This window comes from Rhizobium sp. TAL182, assembly GCF_002117725.1.
Lineage (GTDB): Bacteria > Pseudomonadota > Alphaproteobacteria > Rhizobiales > Rhizobiaceae > Rhizobium > Rhizobium esperanzae.
Genome location: NZ_CP021028.1, coordinates 72,408 through 92,564 on the forward strand (window position 1 = coordinate 72,408; position 20,157 = coordinate 92,564).

At 62.1% G+C, this 20,157-nt stretch carries 20 protein-coding genes and 2 pseudogenes; 9 read left to right on the forward strand and 13 right to left on the reverse strand.

Annotated features, from left to right (window positions below; translation table 11 throughout):
• Positions 1-155: 155 nt before the first annotated feature.
• Positions 156-392: pseudogene (locus Tal182_RS26945) on the reverse strand (FkbM family methyltransferase); the annotation flags it as partial.
• Between the two features lie 136 nt (positions 393-528).
• On the opposite strand from Tal182_RS26945, the gene Tal182_RS26950 reads away from it, so the two are divergent.
• From Tal182_RS26950 to Tal182_RS31570, 3 genes and pseudogenes are all read left to right on the forward strand, one after another.
• Complete coding sequence (locus tag Tal182_RS26950) at positions 529-795, forward strand: hypothetical protein (protein WP_085861449.1); 267 nt, start codon at positions 529-531, stop codon at positions 793-795.
• Positions 796-953: 158 nt separating this feature from the next.
• Positions 954-2,564, forward strand: coding sequence for a winged helix-turn-helix domain-containing protein (locus tag Tal182_RS26955; protein ID WP_085861450.1), 1,611 nt, complete (start codon positions 954-956; stop codon positions 2,562-2,564).
• Positions 2,565-3,619: 1,055 nt separating this feature from the next.
• Positions 3,620-3,829 (forward strand): annotated as a pseudogene (locus Tal182_RS31570) (RDD family protein); the annotation flags it as partial.
• Between the two features lie 228 nt (positions 3,830-4,057).
• On the opposite strand, the gene Tal182_RS26965 reads toward Tal182_RS31570, so the two are convergent.
• Positions 4,058-4,936, reverse strand: a complete 879-nt coding sequence (locus tag Tal182_RS26965) for an FkbM family methyltransferase (protein WP_085861452.1) — start codon at positions 4,934-4,936, stop codon at positions 4,058-4,060.
• Positions 4,936-6,651 carry an adenylate/guanylate cyclase domain-containing protein gene (locus Tal182_RS26970; protein ID WP_085861453.1) on the reverse strand — a complete coding sequence of 572 codons (1,716 nt, stop codon included), beginning with the start codon at positions 6,649-6,651 and terminating at the stop codon, positions 4,936-4,938. Before Tal182_RS26970 ends, Tal182_RS26965 begins: the two co-directional genes overlap by 1 nt.
• A gap of 273 nt (positions 6,652-6,924) precedes the next feature.
• On the opposite strand from Tal182_RS26970, the gene Tal182_RS26975 reads away from it, so the two are divergent.
• Both Tal182_RS26975 and Tal182_RS26980 read left to right on the forward strand, forming a co-directional pair.
• Positions 6,925-8,013 (forward strand): glycosyltransferase family 4 protein, encoded by a 1,089-nt coding sequence (locus Tal182_RS26975; RefSeq protein WP_085861744.1) that lies wholly within the window; start codon positions 6,925-6,927, stop codon positions 8,011-8,013.
• Complete coding sequence (locus tag Tal182_RS26980; protein ID WP_085861454.1) at positions 8,013-8,765, forward strand: polysaccharide deacetylase family protein; 753 nt, start codon at positions 8,013-8,015, stop codon at positions 8,763-8,765. Before Tal182_RS26975 ends, Tal182_RS26980 begins: the two co-directional genes overlap by 1 nt.
• A gap of 8 nt (positions 8,766-8,773) precedes the next feature.
• Here Tal182_RS26980 and Tal182_RS26985 read toward each other — a convergent pair whose 3' ends face one another.
• From Tal182_RS26985 to pcaD, 8 genes are all read right to left on the reverse strand, one after another.
• Positions 8,774-9,643, reverse strand: coding sequence for an alpha/beta hydrolase (locus tag Tal182_RS26985; RefSeq protein WP_085861745.1), 870 nt, complete (start codon positions 9,641-9,643; stop codon positions 8,774-8,776).
• A gap of 2 nt (positions 9,644-9,645) precedes the next feature.
• A complete protein-coding gene (locus Tal182_RS26990; protein WP_085861455.1) occupies positions 9,646-10,020 on the reverse strand; it encodes a GFA family protein in 375 nt (124 codons plus the stop codon).
• 120 nt (positions 10,021-10,140) lie between these two features.
• Positions 10,141-10,971, reverse strand: coding sequence for an MBL fold metallo-hydrolase (locus Tal182_RS26995; RefSeq protein WP_085861456.1), 831 nt, complete (start codon positions 10,969-10,971; stop codon positions 10,141-10,143).
• 324 nt (positions 10,972-11,295) lie between these two features.
• On the reverse strand, positions 11,296-12,342 hold the full coding sequence (locus Tal182_RS27000; protein WP_085861457.1) for a 3-carboxy-cis,cis-muconate cycloisomerase: 1,047 nt from the start codon (positions 12,340-12,342) through the stop codon (positions 11,296-11,298).
• 199 nt (positions 12,343-12,541) lie between these two features.
• Positions 12,542-13,153, reverse strand: a complete 612-nt coding sequence (gene pcaG, locus Tal182_RS27005) for a protocatechuate 3,4-dioxygenase subunit alpha (RefSeq protein WP_085861458.1) — start codon at positions 13,151-13,153, stop codon at positions 12,542-12,544.
• Positions 13,154-13,155: 2 nt separating this feature from the next.
• Positions 13,156-13,905 (reverse strand): protocatechuate 3,4-dioxygenase subunit beta, encoded by a 750-nt coding sequence (pcaH, locus tag Tal182_RS27010; protein WP_064808128.1) that lies wholly within the window; start codon positions 13,903-13,905, stop codon positions 13,156-13,158.
• Positions 13,906-13,914: 9 nt separating this feature from the next.
• The gene (gene pcaC, locus Tal182_RS27015) at positions 13,915-14,319 is read right to left on the reverse strand and encodes a 4-carboxymuconolactone decarboxylase (RefSeq protein WP_085861459.1); all 405 of its coding nucleotides are present in this window, start codon (positions 14,317-14,319) and stop codon (positions 13,915-13,917) included.
• On the reverse strand, positions 14,316-15,125 hold the full coding sequence (pcaD, locus tag Tal182_RS27020) for a 3-oxoadipate enol-lactonase (protein ID WP_085861460.1): 810 nt from the start codon (positions 15,123-15,125) through the stop codon (positions 14,316-14,318). The genes pcaC and pcaD overlap by 4 nt, the downstream gene beginning before the upstream one ends.
• 483 nt (positions 15,126-15,608) lie before the next feature.
• On the opposite strand from pcaD, the gene pcaQ reads away from it, so the two are divergent.
• The 3 genes from pcaQ to Tal182_RS27035 all read left to right on the forward strand — a co-directional run bounded on the left by pcaQ (position 15,609) and on the right by Tal182_RS27035 (position 17,805).
• Complete coding sequence (gene pcaQ, locus Tal182_RS27025) at positions 15,609-16,526, forward strand: pca operon transcription factor PcaQ (protein WP_085861461.1); 918 nt, start codon at positions 15,609-15,611, stop codon at positions 16,524-16,526.
• A gap of 71 nt (positions 16,527-16,597) precedes the next feature.
• Complete coding sequence (locus Tal182_RS27030) at positions 16,598-17,110, forward strand: MbcA/ParS/Xre antitoxin family protein (RefSeq protein WP_085861462.1); 513 nt, start codon at positions 16,598-16,600, stop codon at positions 17,108-17,110.
• Complete coding sequence (locus Tal182_RS27035; protein ID WP_085861463.1) at positions 17,107-17,805, forward strand: RES family NAD+ phosphorylase; 699 nt, start codon at positions 17,107-17,109, stop codon at positions 17,803-17,805. Before Tal182_RS27030 ends, Tal182_RS27035 begins: the two co-directional genes overlap by 4 nt.
• Here the strand turns inward: Tal182_RS27035 and Tal182_RS27040 are convergent.
• Positions 17,802-18,443 (reverse strand): alpha/beta family hydrolase, encoded by a 642-nt coding sequence (locus Tal182_RS27040; RefSeq protein ID WP_085861746.1) that lies wholly within the window; start codon positions 18,441-18,443, stop codon positions 17,802-17,804. The genes Tal182_RS27035 and Tal182_RS27040 overlap by 4 nt on opposite strands.
• 70 nt (positions 18,444-18,513) lie before the next feature.
• On the opposite strand from Tal182_RS27040, the gene Tal182_RS27045 reads away from it, so the two are divergent.
• On the forward strand, positions 18,514-18,696 hold the full coding sequence (locus Tal182_RS27045; RefSeq protein ID WP_085861464.1) for a hypothetical protein: 183 nt from the start codon (positions 18,514-18,516) through the stop codon (positions 18,694-18,696).
• A 439-nt stretch (positions 18,697-19,135) separates the two neighbouring features.
• On the opposite strand, the gene Tal182_RS27050 is transcribed toward Tal182_RS27045, so the two are convergent.
• A complete protein-coding gene (locus Tal182_RS27050) occupies positions 19,136-20,035 on the reverse strand; it encodes a LysR family transcriptional regulator (protein WP_085861465.1) in 900 nt (299 codons plus the stop codon).
• Positions 20,036-20,157: the final 122 nt, after the last annotated feature.

The window sequence follows — 20,157 nt, forward strand, 5'->3', positions numbered from 1 at the left end:
GAACGCCGGTTCGTCATCGCCAGCTTGGGCGGGGTCCCTTTAGTAGGCGTGTTTCGTGCAGGCATGCCGGTGCGGCTTGCTCGCTCTTCTCCCCAGCGAGTGGCCCGCAGGGGTGCACGGGCACGGGCGCCAATGGTCCGCTTCAGGGCGTAAGCCTACGGCAAAAACAGCACATTGTACTGATCGAACTCGTCAGGCAGGTCCCGCACCTTCATCTCCACCTCGCGATCCTCGAACAGCACGACACAGTCTTCGTAAAATCCTGACAGCATCGCTATGAACGCCTTCGTTCCCTCGCGCCCGTAGAACAGCGGCGTGAACTCCATGTGGAGCGGCACGCGGCGGGAAAGCAGCGGCTGCATCGAGCGGCAGGCGACCGGCTCGTAGCCTTGCCCGGAGCGTCCCGCAGGAGCGATCCGAAGGGTACTGGTCGAGAACGTCTCGGGGCGAAGTCACGGCGCCATCAATCTCTTTGCGGAGGAACCCGGCGGTATCGACGGTGTCGTTCTACATGGTATCGATATCAAGATGGACGAAGGGCCGCTTGGCACCGCCAAGCAGTACGACCTGCGACCGACAAATGCTGATCTGGCGCCGCCGAAGGGGGCGCAGGGGCGCGGCAACGCCTGGGTGCGCGGACAGGACGGGAAGATCGTCGGGCTCTTCGACTATCCGGGGGGATTGCCGGGCGTTTTTGCACAAAATGTGACGGATCTCGAGTTGGAAGACATGACGATCCGCCGGCCCGAACCGCTGCCTGCAGGATGGAATCCGGCAATAACCGTGATCTGGTGAGGACGATAAAGCGCTTCTCATCGAGAGGTTGCGAACGTCAATTTCTTCTGTCAAACGACGTATATTGTTTTGCGCAGGCTCGTCTTATAAGCCTTGCACTTTAGGTTTGGTGCAGTGCCCGAGTTGCGGCGATCGCCCGTCAGGCGGTTGGAATTGAGATGATTTCATTTGCGGATACAGGCAAGGCAAAAAGTCTCCATTTTGGAGATCTGACAATCGACGAAGCTTGCATGTTTGCCCATCGCAACGGGCAGACACTCCAGTTCACCAAAAACGAGCGCGCCCTGCTGCTCGCTTTCACCAGCAATCCGCAACGTCTTATGACGCGCGGCCGTCTGCTGGATGAAATCGCTCAACCGGGCTCCGATTCTTCCGATCGCAATATCGATTTTCTGGTCAACAGGTTGCGGTTGAAGCTGGGTGATAATGCAAAATCACCCACCTACATTGCGACCCAATACGGCGAGGGTTATGTCTGGATTGCCACCCCATCTCGGCCCGGTCCGATCGATGCATTCCTGATTATCGGCTCGAGCTTCGAGCTTCAGAAACGTCCTCTGGGTCAACAGGGCCTGTCCTTGATGAACAAGCTGCGCGACTTGATTGCTGTCGGTATCGGCGGAAGTCGCAAGGTCGCTGTTGCCGACAGAAATCTTCTCTCTGCCTACGATAAGTCGCGCTATTTTCTGCAGGTGAGTTTTCACGCCGACACCGACCGCCTCAACTGTGCGGCCACTCTGCAGGAAATGCCGTCGAAGCGCATCGTGAAAGCATTTCGTCTGCATCTCGATGTCACGGATAATATCTCATTCGTGAATGAGGCGACTCGCGTATCCAAAAGCGTTGTCGATGCCTTGCAACAGGCCCTCGAAGAGGCCTCGAACGGGCTCGGCATACTTTTGGATGAGACGCCTGAAGCCCGGCTCCGAAGCGCCTCAAATCTGCTGTCGACCTCGAATTCGAAATGGCTGGCAAGCGGCGAACGGCTTGCCGAAGGCCGCTCGCAGGCCCCTCTCAATGCCGACGCCGCGATTCAATGGGGTTTGCATCTCTTCGCACGCCTTGTCCTGACCAGTCCGTTCGATGGCGGCATGAGCCTGGAAGAACGCGATCGCATCGAGAGCGAGATCGAAGCAACCGTCCTGGAGTGCCTGCCTGAAATCGAGGACAAGCCTCTGCTGATGCTGGGGGCTGCCAAGCTTCTCTACTTCATCAACCGGGGCCATCTTGACCTCGCCGAGGAAATTGTCGAGCGCGCCCTCACCCGCGCCCTGGATTCCACTGCCGGTCTGCCCATTCTCGGGCAGTTGCGATATGCGCGCGGGCGTTTTGATGAAGCTGTCGGAATCTTCGATCAAGGCATCAGAGTGGCCGAACCGGGTTCGGAGTTTCACCGCCATATGAGAGTTCTTAAGTGTATCGCACTGCTGGGTGCGGGCCACAGCGCGGCTTCGGCAGCGCGGGCCACCGACATGGCTGATCTCGGTTCGGATTGCCCACCCCAGATCCGGCTGATGATCGGCTGGATGGTCGCTGCGCCGGATCAGAAATTGCCGGAAGCGTCGGAGCACGCACTTGCGGCACTTGGTCCAGATCACGCTGCCGGGGCGATCGAATATCTCTACTTCACTTCCGCGCGCCACATCACCCTGAGACAGGGTCGCGCAAATGTGATGCGCAACATGATTGCTCATGTGTCGCGATTGTACGGCAAACGAGTCATTCCTGATTTTGTGCTTCGCAGCATCGGCTCTGTGGCCGCCGTCTAGATCATCAACGGCCAAATCAGAAGATCTGTAAAAGCGCTCTGAGAGTCCGCGGCGCCGGCCGCTCGCTCCGGCCAGTTACGACACTGGTTTTTTCAATTCTCAAATATTGCACAAACAATTGCCTGATAGCGACGACCTCAGTTGCCCATCCGAATATCACGTATTCGCTGAGAACGGGGACATCCGGGCAGCAATTGGTTGAAATCTCACGGGCGCGACGCATCCAGCAAAGTCCGCGCACCAATCTTTGTTGAGGGCCATATTACATGCGAATTCAAGTCGGGCGGATCCGATATATCGTCGTGCTTTCGGCAGTGCTGTTAAGCACAGCAACGCTCCTGCAGGGTTGCGCGCGATTTCAAGAAGAGCTGGATAAGTGGGCGAAGGAAAAATCCCAAAAGGGATCAGCGGACGCAGCATTTGGGCGAAGTGAAGCAAATGGCAGTTCAAGCACATCGCCGAGCGCGAGTACCCCGACTGCTGCGACCCCAATCACGCCGACTACTCCGAGCGGCACACCCACTACCGGCACCGGCGGGGTTACGCACTAGAATCTCACATTTTGGCAACGGCGTCGCCAGCAATATTGAGATAATTGGCCGAATGCTTGATTGAACAAGGGCTCTGATGCAACGCTGCGCGTCTTCAATGGTGCGTTTCTGCTCGGCCTTATTCAATTCCAGACTTGTCTGCTTTCGCGATCTTGGCTGTCGATTGGTGGCGGCCGAGATTGTCATATGACGATGACAGTATCGTCAGTCTCCTCACTACACCTCGCTCCTCCTCGCAAACCCTACCGAGAGCGGCCTTCAGCACGCCGCCTCCGAGCGGAATCGCCGTCATATCGAGGTTGGCGAAGGTAATCGACGTGCGCACGGCCATAATTTTATGGCGAAGCGCCTATCCGGGAAAATATGCGTTGATGTGAGATGCAACCTGTTTGATAGTCGGACCTACATCACACTCCATGCCCACCAGCAGAACAGAATGCTTTAAACCCATGAGATTTCCCAGTTTTACGCGATTCCTGATGGTAATCGCGCTTGGCGCAGGCATCAGACCATAAAGAGATAACACAGATCGTGCGAACCATTACTCGAAGGATCCGGTATGAAGACGCCGTGAAGCCCGGCCAGGAGCTGCTTTTCCTCAATGACTTCTACCGCGCCCAGCGCGAGCATCTGGAGAGCTTGAAACTGTTTGGGACGCTGCGGGAGAACAAGTATCATGAGCATACGCGGACGGAGGCGAAGAAACTTGTTTAAGGGGCTGAATGCGCAGGGCAGGCCGGAATATTGAGCATCGTCACCTCTTAACCGGCAGGCGCATGCCGCGCCCGATTGGATGCCAGTATTCCGCGGCTGTCATAGCCCTGCGAACAAGGCGGTCGGCGCCCTGCGTCAGCCACGCGCTGGTGATGAACGCCGACGCCGGAATCGGTCGCTCCGATAATGAAAAGCACGGCGTCAACGATCCGTTTTCAGGATGTAGGCCTACGGCAAAAACAGCACGTTATACTGCTCAAACTCCCCCGGCAGATCCCGCACCTTCATCTCCACCTCGCGATCCTCGAACAGCACGACACAGTCTTCGTAAAATCCTGACAGCATCGCTATGAACGCCTTCGTTCCCTCGCGCCCGTAGAACAGCGGCGTGAACTCCATGTGGAGCGGCACGCGGCGGGCAAGCAGCGGCTGCATCGAGCGGCAGGCGACCGGCTCGTAGCCTTCGATATCCATCCATACAAGGCCGATTGCGGTCGGATCGATCGAGAGGCCGGCGAGGATTTCGGAGACCGGCTTCACCGGCACGCTGATCTTCCGGTCGGTCGGGCTCTGGCGGATGGCGCTGCTCTTGCCGTGATTGTTGAGGTTGAGAAAAAAGTCGATCTCGCCTGCGTGCTCCCCGGCGGCGCAATTGACGAGCCGAACCTTCTCCTCCAGCCGGTTCTGGCGGATGTTGAGTTCAAGCAGCGGGAAATTGCGCGGATCGGGCTCGACGCTGACGATATCGGCGTAGGTGCCGCTCAAGGCGAAATAGATCGTCTGGGTGCCGATATTGCCGCCGATCTCGAGCAGCGTCGCATCCTTTCTGAGCAGGCCGCGCTCGCGCAGGATGACGATCAGTCGGTCGACGGCGTCGCGCTCGAAGTGGCCCTTACGGAAGACCTTGCGGCCGATATAATCGGAAGGCGAGAAGGTCATCAGGTGATCACCGGCATCGACTGTCATCGAGACGACGCGCGGGCCGATATTCTCGATCAGCAGGCGACGGCCGAAACGGGTGTCGAAGAGCCGCGAGGCGGCTCTATTGCGCGCCTTGCGCAGGCGGCGGCTCCAATATTTGGCGGTGAGCCACGGCTTGCCGGGCATTAGGCTTTTCCTTCGAGCGGTTCTGCCGCTTTCTCTCTCGGAACGACATAGACTTTCAAGGGCAGGGCGCGGCCGCGCACGCTGATTTCACGGCTTTCGACATCGGCAAGATCGGCGCCGGCAAGCCTGGCCACCGGCTCGGAGAAGACGATCGCCGCGTCGAATTCCTTGGCCGCACTTTCCAGCCGGCTCGCGACATTCACCGTATCGCCGATCGCCGTCATGCTGCGGACCCGGCCGTAGCCCATCGTGCCGACGACGGCCGGGCCGGTGTGGATGCCGATGGCGATCCGCAGCGGCAGCGTCAGCTCTTCGGCCAGTTCGGCGGCGAGTTTCTCGATTCCCGCGACGATCGCCGCCGCCGCGTCGAGCGCTTGGCGGCAGGCCTCCTCCGGCGCGGCGTTGAGGCCGAAGAGCGCCATGGCGCCGTCGCCGATGAATTTGTCGAGCCGGCCGCCCGCCTGCTCCACCGCCTTGCCGATGATGGCGAAATAGCGGTTCAGCAGGAAGACGACGTCGAAGGGCAGGCGGGTTTCCGTCAGCGTGGTGAAATGACGGATATCGACGAAGAGCACGACGATTTCACGCTCACGGCCAGGGCTCGTCTCCTGGCTGTTGGCGGGAAGAGCCGCCTCGACGGCTGGTACGAGAAGGGGCGCGACCGCGACGTCGGCATCCGGCCGAAGCTGGCAGGCGAGGCGGACATCAGGGCCGGCATTGATGCGTTTCAGTGTCGTCTGTTCCAGCTTGTCGGGCGGCGGCAGCTTCTGGTAATCGCCAAGAATCTGCACCCGGCAGGTGGAGCACTGGCCCTTGCCACCGCAGACCGAATAATGCGGCAGGCCGCCGAGCCGGCTCGCCTCCAGCACCGTGAACCCACGCGGCACCCGGATCACTTCGCCGCCCGGATAGTGCACGGCGACCTGATCGAGACGCTCCTTCAGCCTGCGCCGGGTGCGGGCGGCAACGACGATGATCAGCGAGGCCGAGAAGGCGCCGTAGAGTCCGGCGCGGACCATGGCGATTTGGCTGCGAATCGCGGGGTCGGAGACATAGTGGGAATTCACCGTGGTCGCGTAAGGCTCGATCGAGGTCAACTGATAGGCGGGGTCGGCGAGTGTGCGGCCCATTTCGACGAAGCCGAGCAGCGACAGCACCGGCACGAGGATCGCCAGCGCCAGCAACAGCGGTGCGAAACCGCCGTACCAGGGGCGATAACGCAGCCAGTAATGGATGCCGATGCAGCCGTGGAACCATACCGCGATCAGGCCGAGTGCCTGGCGCACGCCCGTCGCCGGCGTCCGCAGCCACAACATGCCGACGATCGTCTCGTAGTTGTCGATATAGCCGTAGAGTTCATGAGCGATGCGGGTGCCGATGACGTGATCGATGAGAAGCAGCGGGATCAGCAGGCCGAGCACCATCTGGGTTGCTTCCCCCTTGGGCATGACCAGGCTGCGCCTGATGTAGATGGCGCGCAGCACCAGGGTCACATGGACGAGGACCGATCCATAGAACAGGACGGTGCCGAGGGGATTGCGCCAGAGGGCCAGGAAAAGGTGGCGAGCCTTATCGGCTGCGGAGATCGAAACGAGTCCGAGCGCATGGTTCGATAAATGCAAGAGGACGAAGACAAAGATGACCAGCCCGGAACCGAGCCTTGCCCTTCTGATCGAGCGTTCCGAAAAAATCCCTGTGGCCGAGACCGTTGTCATTCATTCCCGTTCTTGCCGATGCAATCGCAGGCCCATAGAGAGGGGGAAAGAGGCGGAATTGCTTCCATTGCGATCACATTGCATATGCTTATGCGCAAGTTTTCGGGAAGGCAGCAATAAGGGATTTTTTCGTCCCCGGCTACGATGGCGCAAACCATGGGCGGGCTGAATGCGACCTCCTCATCCATCTAGCTGATTTGGTTACGGATTCGAATAATCTATGATCGCCCGTGGAAACTGATTGGAAACAGTGTGTCTATGCGAGGGATGCGCATGCGGGTCGCCTTCTATGCGCCGATGAAATCGCCGAACCATCCGGTGCCCTCGGGCGACCGGCTGATGGCGCGGCTACTGATCCGGGCATTGCAGCTTGCCGGGTATCAGGTCGAGGTCGTCTCCGAATTCCGCACCCATGCCGCGACGCCCGAGGCGGCCGCGGCGCTCGAACCCGCGATCTCAGCCGAATTGGCGCGGCTGCGGGCAAAATGGCAAGAAGAGCCCCGGCCGGAGCTCTGGTTCTGCTACCACCCTTACTACAAATCCCCCGATTCCTTCGGGCCGGTGATCTCAGTCGAATTCGCCATTCCCTATGTCACGGCCGAGGCCTCCTATGCGGCAAAACGCGACCGGACCGGTTGGGCGGCCCGGCAGAAACGCGTGGGCGAGGCGGTCATGCAGGCGGCGGTCAATATCAGCTTCACCGAGCGTGATCAGGCCGGGCTTTCCGCCGCCTTTCCGCAGGCGCGGCTTGCAGCTCTCAAGCCGTTCATCGACCCGGCGCTGTTCGAGGCGGTGCGGCCGGCGCCCGATCCCAGCCGGCTGATGACCGTCGCGATGATGCGGGCCGGCGACAAGATGGAAAGTTACGCGATGCTCGCAAAAGCATTGCGGCTGATCGAAAGCCGGCCATGGACCCTTGCGGTCATCGGCGATGGGCCGATGCGCCGGGAGGTGGAGGCACTGTTTGCCGGCTTTGCCGGCCGCATCGAATGGCTGGGCGAGCAAGGTGAAGCTGAGATCGCCAGCCTGCTCGCGCGTGGGGGCATCTATGTCTGGCCCGGCTGCGGCGAGGCCTATGGCCTTGCCTATCTCGAAGCCCAGGCCGCCGGCCTGCCTGTCGTGGCGCAGCAAACGGCGGGCGTGCCTGCCGTGGTCGAGGCCGGGGTCACCGGCCTGCTGACGCCAGAGGGCGATGTCGCCGCCTATGCCGGGGCCATCGCGGCCCTGCTTGGCGACGGGCAAAAACGCGACGCGATGGGACAGGCGGCGCGGCGCTTCGTGCTCGAGGAGCGCTCGCTTGCGACGGCTGCCCGCGCCCTGGACGAGATTTTGCGCAACAGCGCAGGAACAGGAGTGAGGTGATGAGCGAAGGGATGAGCTGGGAACCGCTGCGCCGCGAGCTCGACCGCTGGCGTGCCGCCGGCCGCGTGGCGCGGCTCTGGCTGCGCGACGACGACGCCGTCGAGCCGACGCCCGATCTGGAGCAGCTGTTGGCGCTGACCGGCGGGAACGGGATTCCGCTGACCCTTGCCGTTATTCCTGCCCTGACCGGCGAGGCCTTGGCTGCGCGGCTGGCGGCGGAAGCGGGCGTTGCTGTCGCTGTGCATGGCTGGTCGCACAGCAATCACGCCGGGCAGGAGCGCAAGAAACAGGAACTCGGCGGCGAACGGCCGGCCGAGGTGGTGCTCGGCGAGTTGCGTGCAGGATGGCAGCGCTTGAAGCGGCTCCATCCTGCCCGCTTCGTGCCGGTGCTGGTGCCGCCGTGGAACCGGATCGACGCCACGCTGATCCCGGCATTGCCCGAACTCGGCTTTGCAGCGCTCTCGGTGTACGGGCGGGCAAGAGAGGGCGGGCCGATCCCGCTTCTCAACACCCATATCGACATTATCGACTGGCACGGCACGCGCGGTGGCCGCAGCGCGGAGGAACTGGTGGCCGAATTGGTTGCCGAACTCCGCGATCGGTTTGCCGGCAACGACGAGCCGATCGGCGTGCTCACACATCATCTGGTGCATGATCATGCAGCCTGGGATTTCCTGTCGGCCTTGTTTGCGGCGACGGCCGATCATCCTGCCGTCGCTTGGTCGTCGGCGCCCGAACTCCTGCAAGATTAGGCTATCGATCATCCGGCGTGAACACGCCCGAGGAAATCCCGCATGAGTTCTGCGATCTCATCCAAATGCGTTTCCAACAGCCAATGCCCGCCGTCGAGCAGATGCAGTTCGGCCTCCGGCAGATCGCGGAGATAGGCGCGTGCCGACTTTTCTGGCATATAGTGGTCGTTCGGCCCCCAGACGATCAGGGTCGGCGGCCGGTACTGTCTGAGATATTTCCGGTGCTCGGGGAACCAGGCGCGGTTCTCCTTCAATCCGGCGATCAGGTCGATGGCGATTTCCTTGCGCCGCGGCGTGATCAGCGACCAGTGCAGCCTCCAGAGATCCGGCGGGATCGTGTCGGCCAGAGGCGGCGGCAGGTCATTGAGAAACTCCTCCTTAAACGTCTCCTCGCTGATTGCTTCCGCCAGCGCCTTCCTCATCTCCGCGTGCGGCAGCGCCCAGGTCGCCTCGATGTCCGCATATTTGGGGCCGAGCGCATCCTCATAGGGAATATCGCCATTCTGGATGATCAGCGCCGCGATGCGGCTGGGGTTTCTGATTGCCAGCCGCGCTCCGATCGGCGAGCCGAAATCGTGGAGATAGAGGGCGAAGCGATCGACATCGAGCGCGCCGATAAAAGCCTCCAGCCAGGCGGCATAACCACCGAAGCTGTAGTCGAAATCATCGGGCGTGCCGCTATAGCCCGCGCCGGGGAAATCCGGGGCGATCAGCCGCCAGCGGTCGGCAAGGCGCGGCATGAGATTGCGAAATTCGTAAGACGAGCAGGGATAGCCGTGCGGCAGCAACAGCACCGGCGCATCAGGCGGACCAGCCTCACGGTAAAAGATCTCGATGCCTGCGATCGTAACGAGCTTATGCCGGACGAGCGTGGCCAGGTTCACGTTCGGTCCTCCTCATACTGCTCTGCGCCCTCCACGGGTCGCAGCCACGTCTCGCGGCGTTTGATCCAGAGTTCGTAGCGCGGCACCAGCGGCGTCGGCGCCTGCGAGAGGATGCCGAGCTTGATTTCCGCCTCTTGATCATCGGCGGAAAACAGCCGCGAACCGCAGCCGGTGCAGAAGCGTCGGCCGTGAAATTCGCCGGTTTCGCCGGAATGTTCAAACTGGCCGGCTGGCCAGATTCCATAAAAGGTAAAGGCCGAACCGCTTTCCTTTCGGCAGTCGGTGCAGTGACAAATTCCGACGCGCAGCGGTTCGCCACGAACAGAAAGTTTCACCTGCCCGCAAAGGCATTGTCCGGAGAGCACGGTCATGGTTGATACCCCGTTTCATCGATCTTGCGCTGCCGGGGAAACGGTCGGACCCGGCATCTGTTCCGTCAGCAAAGCGCGAACGGGCCGGCCTGCTTGCGCCGGCGCAGGAGACTTGGTGTTCTAAATCACTACCGTCTGATTGTCGCGGGCGGCGAAGGCGCCGGGGAAGGCGGCCTCGGCCTGCGCTTCCATTTCGGCCAATTGTTCGTCCGTGCGAGAGGGCGCGTGGTGGAACAGGGCGAAGCGCTTGGCGCCCGCCATTTTGGCCAGTTCGGTGCCGTGCTCCCAGGTCGAATGTCCGAAGCCCTTGAAGCGCTGCATCTCGTCTTCATTGTAGGTGCAATCGTAAACGACGAGATCGGCGTCCTGCATCATCTCCAGCGAGACCGGATCATAGCTGCCGGGGATATGCTCGATATCGTAGATGAGAGCGATCGAACGGCCCTGCCATTCGATGCGGTAGCCGATGGCGCCGCCCGGATGGTTCAGCGTGAAGGTCTTGATCTCGATGCCCTCATGCGGGGTCAGAACCTGACCGGCATGGAAATCGCGGAAGTTCATCGTCGCCTGGCAGATGTCGGTCTTCACCGGAAACCAGGGCGGGCTGATGAACTGCTCGACCATCTCACGCGTGCTCATCTTGCCGTCGAGATGGCCGGACCAGATGTTGACGTTGATCGAGGGATAATAGATCGCCTTGAAGAAGGGCAGGCCGATGATGTGGTCGTAGTGGCAATGGCTGAAGAACAGGTCGACGTCACTGACGCCGTCGGCGAGCAGCGACAACCCCGCCTCGCGCAGACCCGAACCTGCGTCGAAAAGCAACCGATGTTTTCCGCAACGAATCTCGATGCAGGAAGTGTTACCGCCGTAGCGATCGAACTCGGGGCCTGATACGGGAATACTGCCGCGGACGCCCCAAAATTTTATCTGAAACAGTCCTGTCGTCATCGTTTTTCAAACCGGCCTTCCCGCATCGCCATCGTAATCATAGTTTATCCCGATGCGAAGCAGCAGAATTCCACGAGTTTGCCTGCGCCCCCTTTCGTTCTCCTAACCGCTAGCGGAAGAAGAAGTATATTCTCCTAAGCAATCGGCTTTCGCTTCGGAAAGCAACCCAGTATGGTTGGTTTTCGGTAAATGGGCTGCTCGGGCGGGGCGTTTTCCGCAAGTCATGCCTATTAGATGGTTGCGCACGATTGAAAAAGCAAATCGCTATGCTTGTGGCCATCCTGCCGCATTCCTTTGCCGCCGCGCCGGGCTTCAGCTGCGGCCTCAGCCCGTACCAAGCCGCTTGATATTTCCGGTCAGTTCTCGGGCAAGCCGCAGGCTCGCAGCGGTTCCCATCGTCATTTGCGGCAGCAGCAGCCATTCGAGCGTCCAGGCGGCTCCGGAGCGTTCCTGTTCATGGACGAGGGACTGGTGGATGCCGGAGAGCGCCGTGGCGTTGAAGCGGGCGAGCGAGACCAGGACTTCAGCGGCAACCGGATTCCGCTTGTGCGCCATCGCCGAGGAGGTGCCGCCGCCTGAGACTTCGATCTCGCCGCCCGTCTGGGCGAGCAGGGCGATGTCCTGGCCGATCTTGCCGAGGCTGCCGGAGATTGAGGCGAACAGGCCTGATATATCGGCGATCACAAGGCGCGAGCTCTGCCATTGGCCGATGTCGGTGAGGCCGAGCTCCTGGGCGAGCGAGGCACGGACGGCCACAGCCTGTGGGCCAAGCTTGTCGAGCGTGCCGGCAGCACCGCCGAACTGGACGGGAAAACTCTGCTCGGTCAGGCGGTCGCGATAGGTCGCGAGCGGCGCACGCCAGGTGTTGAGACGGTCGGAGACGCTGATCGCGATCGCCGCCTGCATGCGGGTATGGCCCATCAGCCGGTTGCCGCCGAATTGCCGCTCGAGCCCGTCGAGCGCTGCGAGGATGGCGGAAAGCCGGGCGGCAAACAGGAAGGCCACCGCTTTCAGGCGGATCATCAGGCTGGTGTCGATGACGTCCTGGCTGGTGGCGCCGAGATGCAGGTTTTTGCCCGCTTCCTCGCCGACCTCAGCGCGCAGCTGCTTGACGAGGTCGGGGACGACGACGCCGTCCTTCGCCGTTGCCGCGCGAAGGCTGGCAAGATCCGGAGAAAAACCGGCGCAGCCTTCGGCAATCTTCCTTGCGGCTTCGCCGGGAATGAGGCCGTGCGCGGCTTCGGCCCTGGCGAGCGCGGCCTCGAAGGAGAGCATTGCGCGGATATCGGCTTCGGCGGAAAAATAGGGTGCGATTTCGTCATCGCCGAGGAGGCCGGAGAGGAAGGGGTGGTCGAAGGGCGATGCGGTCATGGTCGGCTCGTTGTGGTGGTGGCCCCCTCATCCGGCTGCCGCCACCTTCTCCCCCCAGAGGAGAAGGGACTCGGGGCGCGGCCCAGGTGTTTATGAGCGGGCGATCTCGTATGGCACTGTTCCCCTCTCCCCGTCGGGGAGAGGGCAGGGTGAGGGGGCCACTTGCGCGAAGCTCTCCGATTAAATAGCCCGCATACAATCAAATATCCAGAAACACGGTTTCGTCAGGCCCCTGCAGATGGATATCGAAACGGCAGATCGTGCCGTCGCGGGTGGCGACCATGGTTGCGACGCGCTCGCGATGTTCGATGCGCAGCAGCAGCGGGTCGCCCGCGTTGGCTTCGGCCTCTTCCGGGAAATACATCCGCGTATGCAGGCCGATATTGATGCCGCGGGCGACGATCCAGAAGGTGATGTGCGGCGCCTGTCTGCGGCCGTCCTTGAAGGGGACACGGCCGGACTTGATGGTCTCGAAGCTGTAGACGCCGTCCTCGGCGCGGGTCGGGCAACGGCCCCAGCCGGCGAAGTTCGGATCGGCGGCGCCGCGCATTTCCGAGGGGCTGTTGTAAAGGCCGGCGCTGTCGGCCTGCCAGATCTCGACGACGGCGTCGCGCACCAGCGCGCCGGCACCGTCGAAGATGCGGCCGGTGACGGTGATGCGTTCGCCGAGCGTGTTGTCGTTGACCATCTGCGTGCCGAGATCGCTGTCGTAGACGCCTGTGACGTCGCAGAAATTCGGCGTCAGGCCGATATGCACATAGGGACCGGCCGTCTGCGACGGGGTTTCCTTGAGATAGCCGAGCTGCTGCATGGTCAGTTGCCCTCCAGCCTGTTTTCGAACATCGTCGAGCGGCGGCCGCGCAGCACGATATCGAATTTATAGGCGCGTGAATCCATCGGAATGGTGTTGCCCCAATCGAGCGGTGCGATCAGCTGCTCGATCGCCGCCTTGTCCGGGATCGTGCCGACGATCGGACATTTCCAGATCATCGGATCGCCCTCGAAATACATCTGGGTGATCAGCCGCTGGGCAAAGCCGTGGCCGAAGATCGAGAAGTGGATATGGGCGGGGCGCCAGTCGTTGACGCCGTTCGGCCAGGGATAGGCGCCGGGTCGCACGGTGCGGAAATGGTAGCGGCCCTCCTCATCGGTGATGGCGCGGCCGCAGCCGCCGAAATTCGGATCGATCGCCGCGAGATAGGTTTCCTTCTTGTGGCGATAGCGGCCGCCGGCATTGGCCTGCCAGAATTCCACCAGGGCGCCGGCAACCGGCTTTGCCCGCTCGTCGAGCACGCGGCCGTGGACGATGATGCGCTCGCCGATGGCGCTTTCGCCGGGGCGCGCATAGTTCAGGATCAGGTCGTTGTCGAGTTCGCCGATGATAGAATGGCCGAAGACCGGACCTGTCGTCTCGGAGATCGTGCCGTCGAGCGACAGCAGCGCGCGCTGCGGCGCGCGCAGCACCGAGGTTTTGTAGCCTGGGGTCAGCGCCGGCGCGTGCCAGGCGCGGTCGCGGGCGAAGAAGGCGCCGGTCTCCGGCTTGCTGTTTGCTCGTTCGGACATTTCTCCCCCTCAGGCCGCCTTCTCGGCGTCCATCTCCGCAAAGGCCTGCTTGGCAATCTTGATCGCATGATTGGCGGCGGGAACGCCGGCATAAATCGCCACATGTAACAGCGCCTCGCAGATATCTTCGCGCGTCGCACCCGTATTGGCGGTCGCACGCACATGCATGGCGACCTCCTCATCCTGGCCGAGTGCGGCCAGCAGGGCGATCGTGACGATCGAGCGCTCGCGCTTGGTCAGCGTCGGGCGCGACCAGACATGACCCCAGGCGGCTTCGGTGATCAGCTCCTGGAAGGGGCGGTCGAAGCCGGTCTCGCCGGCCGCGGCGCGGTCGACATGGGCGTCGCCGAGCACGGCGCGGCGGGTCGCCATGCCTTGCCGGTAGCGTTCGGAGGGGGAGGCGGTCTCGTTCATGGGCTGCTTTCTCCAGGCGAAATCGATGTGAGGAAGGCGCGGATGATCGCCGTCAACGCCTCCGGCTGCTCGACGCAGGGAATGTGGGCGCAATCGCGGATGACCTCATAACGGGCGCCCGGAATCAGCCGCGCGGTGGAGAGCACGAGATCCGGCGGCGTCGAGCCGTCCTGGTCGCCGACGATGCAGATCGTCGGAACGGCGATCGCCTTGGCCGCTTCGGTGAAGTCGGCATCGCGGATGGCGGCGCAGGCGGCGAGATAACCCTCGACCGGCTGGCGCGTCAGCATGTTGCAATAGCCGGAATAGGCGGTGTTCTCGGGCCGGCGGAAGGCCGGCGTGAACCAGCGCTCCATGACGGCGTCGACGATGCTGCCGATGCCCTTGTCTTCGACGGCGGCGATGCGGGCGTTCCAGCTCTCTGCCGTGCCGATCTTATGGGCGGTGTCGCAAAGAATGAGAGCGCCCACGAGGTCCGGCCGGCGCTGCGTCAGCGACTGGGCGATGAGGCCACCGACCGATAGGCCGCAGATGACCGCATTTTTCACCGACAGCAGATCGAGCAGGCCGGCAAGATCGGTCGCATGGTCCTCGATCGACGAGGGCAGCTGGCCGACATCGGAAAGGCCGTGGCCGCGCTTGTCGTACAAAACGACGGCATAGTCGCCGGCAAGTCGCACCACGACATCGCGCCAGATGCGGAAATCCGTCCCGAGCGAATTGATAAAGACGACCACCGGCCGGTCGGCGGGCGCGCCGATGACCTGATAATGGATCGTTACGTCGTTTATGCGGGCGAATTGCATGCCGCTCTCCTCCCTGTTCAAGTCCGCGCACACCACCCCTCCGTCATGCTCGGGCTTGACCCGAGCATCCACACGGCACCCACCAGCAGCCGCGGCATGGATCCTCGGGTCAAGACCGAGCATGACGGAATGTGGGGTTAGCCTTCCCGCCAAACTGATCTCGTCCAACAGTGACACATCGCATCGCGTGTTTCACCAAGCCGCACTTTCTTTCCTATTCTCATCACAGGAATCCGGCCACAGGCGACAACGCCGCGAATGGCTCCTTATGCCTCCCCACCCTCCGTCATGCTCGGGCTTGATCCGAGCATCCATACGCGCCCACCAACACCCGCGGCATGGATCCTCGGATCAAGCCCGAGGTGACGGAATTTGGGGTTAGCCTTCTCGCCACCATCTCTTGACGACAAAACTGAATGGTTGATCCGGTTAGGTAAAATGATATTTTACGGCTTTTCGATAACTCTGGAGTTATGAAAACAGATGGTCGACAGCCGCGTTAAGTTTCGCCATCTGCAGACCTTTGTCGAGGTGGCGCGGCAGAAGAGCGTGATGAAGGCGGCGGAACTGCTGCATGTCAGCCAGCCGGCGGTGACGAAGACGATCCGCGAGCTGGAACAGGTGCTGGGCGTCGATGTCTTCGAGCGCGACGGCCGCGGCATCAAGATCACCCGTTACGGCGAGGTCTTCCTGCGCCATGCAGGCGCCGCGCTGACGGCGCTGCGCCAGGGTCTCGATTCCGTCTCGCAGGAGCAGTTCGCCGATGCGCCGCCGATCCGGATCGGCGCCCTGCCGACGGTATCATCGCGCATCATGCCGCGGGCGATGGAACTCTTCCTCAAGGAAAATACCCGAAGCCGGGTGAAGATCGTCACCGGCGAAAACGCCGTGCTGCTGGAAGAGCTTCGCGTCGGCGATCTCGACCTCGTGGTCGGCCGTCTGGCCGGGGCGGAGAAGATGGCAGGCTTCTCCTTCGAACATCTCTATTCCGAACAGGTGGTGTTTGCCGTCCGGGCCGGCCATCCGCTGCTGAACAGCCGGCAATCGCTGTTTTCGGGCTTCGGCGACTATACGGTGCTGATGCCGACGCGCGGCTCGATCATCCGGCCGGTCGTCGAAAACTTCCTCATTGCCAACGGCATCTCCAGCCTGCCGAACCAGATCGAGACGGTGTCGGATTCCTTCGGCCGTGCCTTTCTCAAGGCAAGCGACGCCATCTGGATCATTTCCCACGGCGTGGTAGCAGGCGATGTCGCCGATAGGCGGCTGGCGCTGCTGCCGGTCGATACCGGTGAGACTAAAGGGCCGGTCGGGCTGACGATGCGGGCCGATGCCGTGCCGTCGGCGCCGCAATCGATCCTGATGCAGACCATCCGGGAAGCGGCCGCGGAGCTTTCCTGAACTCCCCTCTTCCAACTCTCTTGCCGGATGCCCAGATTTGGACTAAATCTAGTTCAAGACAGGAGATTGCTATGCAGCAGGCAAGACGCAGGGAGCAGGAGCCGGAGCGGCTGGAAACGGAGCGGTTTGCACCTGCCAATCGAAGGCGGCTGAGTCCGCCGGCTTTGCGGACCTTCCTGGCGATCGCCGATCTCTGGGGTTTGAGCGAGGAGCAGCGCCTGCTCGTGCTCGGCTATCCCTCCCGCTCGACCTATCACAGCTGGGCCAAGCAGGCGCGCGAGCACGGCGCTTTCACCCTCGATGTCGATACCCTGACCCGCATCTCCGCCGTGCTCGGCATCCACCAGGCGCTCCGCGTGCTGTTTGCCGACGAACGCTCAGGCGTCGCCTGGCTGCGCACGCCGCATCAGGCGCCAGTTTTCGGCGGCCATCCGCCACTCGATATCGTCACAAGCGGAACCCAGGACGGGCTGATGACCGTGCGCCGGTTCCTCGACGGTGCGCGCGGCGGGCTCTACATGCCGCCGAACGGGCTGGACGAGGCATTCACGCCGTACGAAGATACGGACATCGTCTTCCGGTGAGCGATCGTTTTGCCGAGGCGCCGCGCCCATCCTACCGGCTGATCCCGTCGCAATTTCCGCCAATCGGTTTGTTCGATACGGTGGCAAGGGCGGCCGATCTCGAAGCCGTGATGGAACTTGTGGGATGGACCAACGACCGGCTCGTCGCCGACCGCATCCGGCGGCTTCCCGAAAACGAGTGGGTTTACGGCAGTGCGAACGCCAGTATCGTGATGGCGGCGTTCCTGCATGTCGCACCGGGCGGCATGCGCTTCAACGGCCCCGATCTCGGCGCCTGGTATGCCGCCGACAATCTCAAGACGGCCGCCGCCGAGGTCGGTCATCATCTCCGGCGCGAGGCTGTGGCGCGTGGGGTGGCGACGATGGCGCGCACCTATCGAAGTTATGCCGCCACCCTGACCGGTGACTATCTCGACATTCGCGGCGAACAGGCGCTGCGGCCCGATATCTATGACGGCACGAGTTATGCGGCATCGCAGCTGCTCGGCGAGGCGGTGCGCTTAAGCGGCGGCGCCGGCATTCTCTATGACAGTGTGCGGCTGCGAGGCGGGGTGAACGTCGCGGCGCACCGGCCGAGGAATATCCGCGACGTGGTGCAGGCCGATCATTTCGAAATCACCGTTTTCGCCGCCGACTGGCGCATCGATGTGAGGAAGCTTTCCACCCGACGGCGACCGCCGAAAGCCGGCGCCTAGACCGGTAGGCGTTCGGCCCATGCCTTTGCCATCTTCGCCATCGTCGCAAGGTGGTCGGCGGCGGAGAAGCCGGAGATTTTCTTGCGCGGCTTGAGGTCGTGGTCGCCGTCCTCGAGCCAGAGGATCTCGATCCTGTCGGAGAGATCGTAGCCCGGCACTTCGTCCTTTGTCCCGAACTCGTCGCGCGTACCCTGACAGATCAGCGTGGGTGTCGCGAGCCTTTTGAGGTGGCCGGTACGCAGCTTCTCCGGTTGGCCAGGTGGATGGAAGGGATAGCCGAGGCAGAGCAGGCCGGCGATCTTTCCACTGTCATAGAGACCGTCGGCGACCATGCTCGCAACCCGTCCGCCCATCGACTTGCCGCCGATGATGAGGGGACCGCCGGCGTCGAGCGCGGCAATCGCCGCTTGATATTCGGGGTTGAGCGTTTCGGCGCGCGGCGGCGGCTTGCGGCCTTCCGCAGTGCGGCGGGCGGCCATATAGGCGAATTCGAACCTGGCGACGCGAAAGCCGACGCCGGCAAGCGCGTCGGCCGCCGCTGTCATCGACGCCGAATCCATCGGCGCGCCGGCGCCATGGGCAAGTAGGATGGTGACGCGCGCATCCGGCGGCCCCTGCAGCAGAAACCTCTCAAACATCGGCAGTCCTCCATTCACCGCCGGAACCATGTCGACGGCCCCGACTTCCTCTCTGGAAAGGAGACAGACAATGTCGACGAATGACGAAAACGTAAAGCCCGAGCAGCGCCGTCCCAAGGATGTCAATGTGGTTCCCGGCAAGCCGGAACCCGCCGATGCAGAATCGCTGGCGCCGCCGGCCGTGCAGCCGGCTGGGGAAGGCGACAAAAGCGAGCGGCCGGTGGTCAATCCCGTGACCGGCGTCGCCCTTTAGCAGCCGTTCGCCAACGATGATGCAAAAGACCCCTTGAAATGACGAATGCGAGCGTCCATATAGCGGCCCTGCCTGAAAAATGGATGCGCCCGGTATCGACGTCGTCGAGCTGTTCGCTGTCCGACAGGATAAGGGCGCTCCCCGCAAGGGTCGAGCGCCCTTTTTGCTTCTCGCACCTCGGGTGGAATCATTGCCTGATGGCGGTAGCGAGCAACTCCCACCAGAATCTATATAGCACTTCGGAATCCCGAAATTGGCTGCATCATTGAAATCACTGCGTATTTTCTTACGCCGACGGCGGTGAAAACGCGGCGAATTTCGGAATCCCGAAGCGGGGGAATTTCGGGATTCCGAAGTGAGATTTTTTTCATGCCGCCGTTTTTCGCGCTGCTGGCGTGCTGGAGGCAAGATGGCCTACGGTTTCCAATGAGGGCGGGGATTATCCCATCTCCCGGGTGCTCGCCGTCAGAAAATCGATGAAGGTGCGGACCTTGGCCGAGAGATATTTGCGGCTCGGATAGACGGCGTAAAGTGTGCTGTTGAAGCCAAGCATAATGGCCGGAAGCACGATCTCCAGTCGGCCGGCCTCGATATCCTGCTCAGCCATCCATGCCGGCAGGAAGGCGAGGCCCATGCCGCGCAGGGCCGCCAGGTGCATAATTGTCTCGTTGTCGCTCAGCATCACGGTGCGGAAGGTGATCTTGTGTGGTCCGTCCGGACCTTCCAGCGACATGCTTTCCCCGAGGTTGACGCCGGAGTAGCGAAGCAGTGCGTGGCCGTTGAGGTCGGCGACGTTTTGAGGCCGCCCGGTTCGCGCGAGGTAATCCGGCGAGGCCATGAGACGGAACTGTACATTCGTCAGCGGGCGAGCGACGAGACCCGGATCGAGCCGGTCCTGCGACGTCGCCCGCAGCGCCAGATCGAAACCTTCGTCAACCAGGTTCACCAGCCGGCCGCTGAGATCCAGGTCCAGGCAGACATCGGGGTAGCGCCGGTTATAGGCTGCCAGCATGTCTGTAAAATAGCCGGTTGCCGCCCAAACCGGCGCACTCAATTTCAGGGTGCCACGCGGAGCCACCGTCACATTGCCGATGGCGTCTTCCACCTCGTCCAGCCGTTCGAGCATCTCCCTGGTCTGGTTGAAATAAAGCCGGCCGCTCTCCGTCAGGCTGACATGGCGGCTGGTTCGGTTGAGCAGCCGCGTCCCCAGCCGGTTCTCGAGCTGCATCACATGCTTGCTCGCCATTGCCGGTGAAACGCCAAGGCGATCGGCGGCAGCGGTAAAGCTTTTCAGTTCGGCGATGGTGCAGAACACCCGCAGGCTCGTCATCGTATCCATTTATCATCAACATCCAGGAAATGGTTCTTCAATATCTGCCACATTGATCAATAACGGAGAAAAAATCAAAATCCTCCCATCGAAGCGCTGCTCCAATGCTCGTGGCAATGATGCGAAGGACA